Consider the following 5566-nt stretch of genomic DNA (forward strand, 5'->3'; position numbering starts at 1 on the left):
CAACCAAGAGCCCAACAGTGCAAAATCCTGGTTATCGGGTGGGGTGAAAATAGTCAACAACACGTAAAGGGAACAGCGCCCTGTACGCAGTGTTTGACAATTATCTGCCGGATCGGATCTTTGTCGATATTGCGCAGCAGCTCCATATCCAGCTTGATAATATCGGTCTGGAAATCCGCCAACAGATTTAAACCAGAATGGCCGGATCCAAAATCATCAATCGCCGTTTTAAAGCCTAAACTTTTGTAATATTCAACAATATGCAGAATATGTTGGCTATCGACGACCTTTTCGACTTCGGTAAATTCAAACATGATCTGTTGAATCGGAAAATTATGATCCTTGGCGGCTTGCAGCGTGGTGCGGATGCAACGCTCGGGTTGATAAATCGCATTGGGTAGAAAATTAATACTGAGCATGCTGCCCATCTGCAGCTTGGCCGCCAGAGCAATGGCTTTAATCCGACATAGCTGATCAAACCGATAGCGGTTATCATCGTTAACCTGGGAAATAATCGAATAGGCAGATTCATTGTTCAAACCACGAACCAGAGCCTCGTAGCCAAAAATGCGCCGCTCCGAGCAGTGTATTATGGGTTGGAAGGCCATGGTGAAATCAAACCCCAGATCCGTTTCCTTGCGGCATTGTTCGCAGTAAAGGTCGAGATCATTTGCCGGTTTATTCATCATGCACACTCCTCATCAAATTCTAGGATTAATATATGGTTTTTATTATAGTCGGAGTTTACCCCTGCAGCCATTTACCAGTTGATGCCGTTGATCGCTATCCGATATCAAGCGCTACTGGGTTATTACAATAATATTGCTTGATATTTATGCTTTATAAATGATCATCGCTATGAGACTGTAGCGCTAGCTAAATAAGACTACAACGCCAGCTAATTATTAATGTATGGATATTAATGCACAGATTAATGCACAGCAATTAAGGCTCTGGCTGATGACAGACCACGCAGAGTTTATTGCCGGCCGGATCGCGGAAATAGGCACCATAATAGTCGGCATGATAGTGCGGCCGTAATCCAGGTTTGCCTTCATCACTGCCGCCATGGGCCAGTGCCGTGGCATAAGCGCGTTGCACCATGGCGCGGTTGGCCGCATTCAAGGCCACCATCTGACCATTTCCCGGATGATGGGGTTGGCCATTAAACGGCCTGCCGATGACCAGCAGCGGTCGCGCGCCACCGGCACTCTGCCAGCCCGCCCAGGGCTTTTCCTGCTCACAAAAGCGCAGCTCCAGCCCCAGCTCGGCCATCAGGGCACGGTAAAAATCAAATGCCGCATCGAAATCCGTCACGCTGATGAAGAGATGAGAAAACATGTTGTGCGCTCCTGGTGACAGAGGTCAGTATCCGGTTTATTAACCTATTCTGCGTGTAGGTTTGGCAGTGCGGATTTAATGCGACTCATGGTGTAGACATTCACATAACAGCCATTGCGAAAGGCAAAGTTGCGATGTTCACCTTCAATGACAAAATCAAACTTTTTATATAATCCAATCGCCGCCTGATTATCGGTATACACCTCCAACTCGATGCGCTCAATATTTAACCAGTTATCGCACAACTCCAGGGCTGCAGCCACCAGTCGGGATGCGACACCGCAGCCTAATACCGAAGCACACACCGCCAAACCGAATGAGGCCACATGTTTACGGCGTGGGCGGGTGATGGTTTGCAATCCTAGTTGGCCGACAATCCGGCCCTCATATTCGGCGAGCAGATTATGGTAGGAGGCATCCGCCTGAGTATGCCGCTGCTCCCATAATTCCACCGAGGGATAGGGCAGTTGTAATGTCCCGGCAATTGCGTGGGGCTGTTCGTAAATCTTCTTGATGCCAGCCGCATCCTGCTTTTCTGCCTGCCGAATGACTAATTCCATCACGGATACTCCTGGATATAACCGCACCTATGGCGACCCAGCATAACACTAAGACCAGAATGGATAAAAGATGGCTAGCCGATTAGTGGATGATTAAATCTAAGTCAAACCAATAAACGGCTAGGTCCTACTGTGTTATAGATATGTGCTGCGATTATTCGTATACCGATGTGGAGCTTAATAATAATTCAGTAAAACCAAAAATATCGTCGATAGATGTGATTGGATGCCTAGTCTCTTTTTTGTTCTCATCAAAGATGCCAATATATTTTTGTTTGGCATTGAAATGTAAACGACATAATGGTTTTCTGTTGTTGTCATCGAGTAGAACACCAAAATAGCTTTGAGTATCTCGTGCGATCACTCTTGCTACATCAAATTTCTGTCTTAATATCGCTTTGATAACGTTAAATGCTTCAATTTCTTCGACTGTGGTATCCACCTTTGACTTCTCATCAGTATCGACAACTACATCTAGTGAAGCGGTCTCAGGTTGAGAGTCAATTTTGAGTGATAGTGATGAAGTTACTCCTGGCCCCATCGCCGATTTTAATCGTGCATTGATGCTGTCATTAAGGAACTGGCGGAGGGCTTTGGTGGTTATGTCAGTAAAAGTGTGTTTAACGCGAGCCGTCAATACCCCATCATAAATGCGGGACGCAAAGAACTTAACAAAGTCTTCTTCGGGGGCGTTGAACTGCTCCCCTAGGAGCTTCTTGATCTGACTTAGATATTTCAACTCACCCGCTGCATCAACAACGGAATCTACATCAAATGAACTCTTAGTCAGCTTTAACACTTCTGGGACTATGTGTTCATCAATATCTTCAAGATCTAAAGTTAAGAATGGTTTTTCGTCCATTTTATTAGGGGCGTCTAGGTCAGTATAAAATTCATAGATAGCGCCATTGGTCAATATGCCGATGCGTGCATTCGTTACCGAGAAATATCTGAATAACTGTCCCGAGTGTTTTGTCGATATTTTTTCATTGTATTTCTTGCACTCGACAAGAATTTGAACCTGCCCATCCTTCAAAATGGCATAGTCAACCTTTTCACCTTTCTTAATGCCGGTATCAGCAGTGAACTCAGGAATTACTTCTGTAGGATCGAATACATCATATCCCAATACGTTGTGGAGAAATGGCATTACAAAAGCGTTCTTGGTCGCTTCTTCTGTTGCAATCATTGATGATTGTTGCGCAATTTTTTTAGCAAGGCTTTGTAGGCGCTCAGTAAAGTCCATATTATTTCCCTCAATTATGCTCTGCGTTAAGTAGCGTGGTGTATAAAGCTATCCGATGTTTAAATTACAGAATGGCGCTATTTATAGATAGAATGGAGTTATTAAAACCGGCTGTCGTTTTCGCAGGGTTCACCATCATGGTTGCCGTCCATTTTTGTCCCTGGACAATTACGGATGAAAAATTCAGCCTCGGCCATGGAGTGCATCTGTGTGCAGTAGACGCGACCATCACAGCGGAACTGTTTACTTGATACTGGCGCAGAGGCCCGTATTTCAGCGACAGGGTTAATGGGATTATCAACTACTGTGTCGAGTTCATAGTTGGACTCAAATGCCTGTCCCTGAGTCGCTACGGGTTCAGACGCAATATGTTGTTGATAGAATTGCCAAGCTGCAATGCAGATGACGATAAGAAGTAGTTTCTTCATAAGTGTTAACCTGAATTAATTCATGATGCCCGCGATGTAGAAGCCGGATATTAAGCCGTTCACAGAGGATTGGGATATATGTTATTTCGGTGCCCAGATGGGTCGGCGTTTGCAGGCCGGATCGGCGTAGGGATTACCAAACCAACGCACGCCTTGATAGACCCACCAGGCGCGAAGCCGCCACATACCATCGGCAATGCAGATAGCGCGTAATAATTGATCCGCCACCGCCCGATCCTGAATATGATCCAGACAATCTTCGCGCATCAATTGATATAAGGCATCATGCACCAGGGACCCGCGCATAAAATTCAAGGTATCAATCGTCGGCCCGGACGGACCATCCCAGGCATAGCCCTGTTTAATCAATAACCGACCATCAGTATCTAGCTGCAGAAAATCGGAATCAAATCGCGCCGCCGGTTTGAGCGGCACACTCAGAGCATAATCCTGTTTCAGTTGATATTTGTAGCCGTCATTGTATTGAATACGATCCATCGTCACGCCTCTCCGGTCGGGCACAGGGGAGGGGATTTATTTCGTTTAATCCCCGCGACCAATAAATGCCCGGATCGCCTTAATCTTGCCCTCGGCATTAAAGCTGACTACATCCACCACATACAAAATATCTTTGCTATTTACTGTGATGCGTAATTCCCCAGCCACCCCTTGTTCGGCTGCATATAGATGTAGTATTTCGATCTCGACCGTATCGGCCGCCTGAAAATTCTTCTCGGTTTCCGCGATAGCGCTGGCCTTGCCCGAGACTGAAATCTTCCAATCCCGTAACGTCACATCCTCAGCCAGCATCTCGGATATCTTCGCAATATCCTTATTGGCATAGTGGGTTAAGTAAGCAACAAACTGATCCTGGTATGACATCATAAATTCCTTGGGCTTCCAGCCAAATTATACGAGAACTGCAATTTCTGATGCTCTCGCGATCGCCAAAACGATACTGAATAATCCGCCATAGGTAAAGACCTGTGCTGCGGGTGGCAGAGTATTGAAGTCGTCAAAATTTGATTATTTATTCGATAGCTTTTGGAATTTTTCACACACATGATCGCGTTGAGTCGCGATAGATTCATCATCCGAATTAGATGCTTGAAAAATGAGTTGGTTGCATTCAGATTCCAGCTTTTCCAGATCGTTCTTTGCCTTTGGCGAACTGATTTCAGCAATAGTAGGTTGGAATGAAACCGATGCAGCACAGAGCATACTTTGGATTTGTTTTCCGAATCGCTCTGATGATGGATTATTACTGAGATAGCGGCAAGATTCGTTAAAGTATTCGCTAGCTGCAGTAGTACATTGGGTATGTTCAGGGGAATACTGCTGATAATTAGAACACACCGATTTAGTATTAACTCGCCACATCTGATGTTGGAACATAATCTCTTGTCCACGAAATTGCACATATTCACCCTTGACGGATGTATCCATAGAGTCCGTCATATCCCGATACAATGACTCATGGAGAGAGCCAAATATGGATGCGGAAAGAACAAGGCTAAGAATCAAAATGTTATCCTTAATATTGTTTTGTTAGGCAGTCAATTTCAACTATCTATTTAAAACTGATCCGGCATTATGGAGGTAACCGTATTCAACTTGCGCTTTTTGTACCAGTTTAAATTATTTATTAAGAAATGAATCCAATTTCATTTGCTCCGGACCTGATAACCGAGCGCGACCAACTGGAATAGAGCAATCAATATATTCTATCACGAGCTGGTAGTCGTGAGCATTAAAGCCTCCACACAGTTCAATTAATTCGATATCAGTTGAAATTAAATAATCAGCAGCGATAAACGCCTCTTCTAATGACGACATCAGCATTTTTCTGACGACACATTATAACTATCATCTGCAGAGAGCATTCACCATAGGACGCACACCCTTGTTATCAGGGCGGGAGCACACTTTGTTGATCTTTTAACCAAAGAATAACTGAGCCCGATAGTCGTCATTCCAGCCGGCTCTTTTTA

At 44.8% G+C, this 5566-nt stretch carries 9 protein-coding genes; all 9 read right to left on the reverse strand.

The window, feature by feature from the left end; genetic code table 11:
• Positions 1–53: 53 nt before the first annotated feature.
• The 9 genes from ACYVG7_RS11315 to ACYVG7_RS11355 all read right to left on the reverse strand — a co-directional run bounded on the left by ACYVG7_RS11315 (position 54) and on the right by ACYVG7_RS11355 (position 5411).
• Positions 54–689 (reverse strand): EAL domain-containing protein, encoded by a 636-nt coding sequence (locus ACYVG7_RS11315; RefSeq protein WP_460883214.1) that lies wholly within the window; start codon positions 687–689, stop codon positions 54–56.
• A gap of 256 nt (positions 690–945) precedes the next feature.
• Positions 946–1341 (reverse strand): VOC family protein, encoded by a 396-nt coding sequence (locus ACYVG7_RS11320; RefSeq protein WP_460883215.1) that lies wholly within the window; start codon positions 1339–1341, stop codon positions 946–948.
• A 44-nt stretch (positions 1342–1385) separates the two neighbouring features.
• Complete coding sequence (locus tag ACYVG7_RS11325) at positions 1386–1901, reverse strand: GNAT family N-acetyltransferase (RefSeq protein ID WP_460883216.1); 516 nt, start codon at positions 1899–1901, stop codon at positions 1386–1388.
• Between the two features lie 154 nt (positions 1902–2055).
• Positions 2056–3147: a type I restriction endonuclease gene (locus tag ACYVG7_RS11330; protein WP_460883217.1), complete on the reverse strand. Its 1092-nt coding sequence runs from the start codon at positions 3145–3147 to the stop codon at positions 2056–2058.
• A gap of 101 nt (positions 3148–3248) precedes the next feature.
• On the reverse strand, positions 3249–3575 hold the full coding sequence (locus ACYVG7_RS11335; RefSeq protein WP_460883218.1) for an excalibur calcium-binding domain-containing protein: 327 nt from the start codon (positions 3573–3575) through the stop codon (positions 3249–3251).
• Between the two features lie 81 nt (positions 3576–3656).
• Positions 3657–4073, reverse strand: a complete 417-nt coding sequence (locus tag ACYVG7_RS11340; protein ID WP_460883219.1) for a hypothetical protein — start codon at positions 4071–4073, stop codon at positions 3657–3659.
• A 45-nt stretch (positions 4074–4118) separates the two neighbouring features.
• Complete coding sequence (locus ACYVG7_RS11345) at positions 4119–4457, reverse strand: nuclear transport factor 2 family protein (RefSeq protein WP_460883220.1); 339 nt, start codon at positions 4455–4457, stop codon at positions 4119–4121.
• A 144-nt stretch (positions 4458–4601) separates the two neighbouring features.
• The gene (locus ACYVG7_RS11350) at positions 4602–5021 is read right to left on the reverse strand and encodes a hypothetical protein (protein ID WP_460883221.1); all 420 of its coding nucleotides are present in this window, start codon (positions 5019–5021) and stop codon (positions 4602–4604) included.
• Between the two features lie 192 nt (positions 5022–5213).
• Entirely contained in the window at positions 5214–5411 is a 198-nt protein-coding gene (locus ACYVG7_RS11355; protein ID WP_460883222.1) for a DUF6506 family protein, read from the reverse strand.
• Positions 5412–5566: the final 155 nt, after the last annotated feature.

Source organism: Pseudaeromonas pectinilytica, assembly GCF_054780855.1.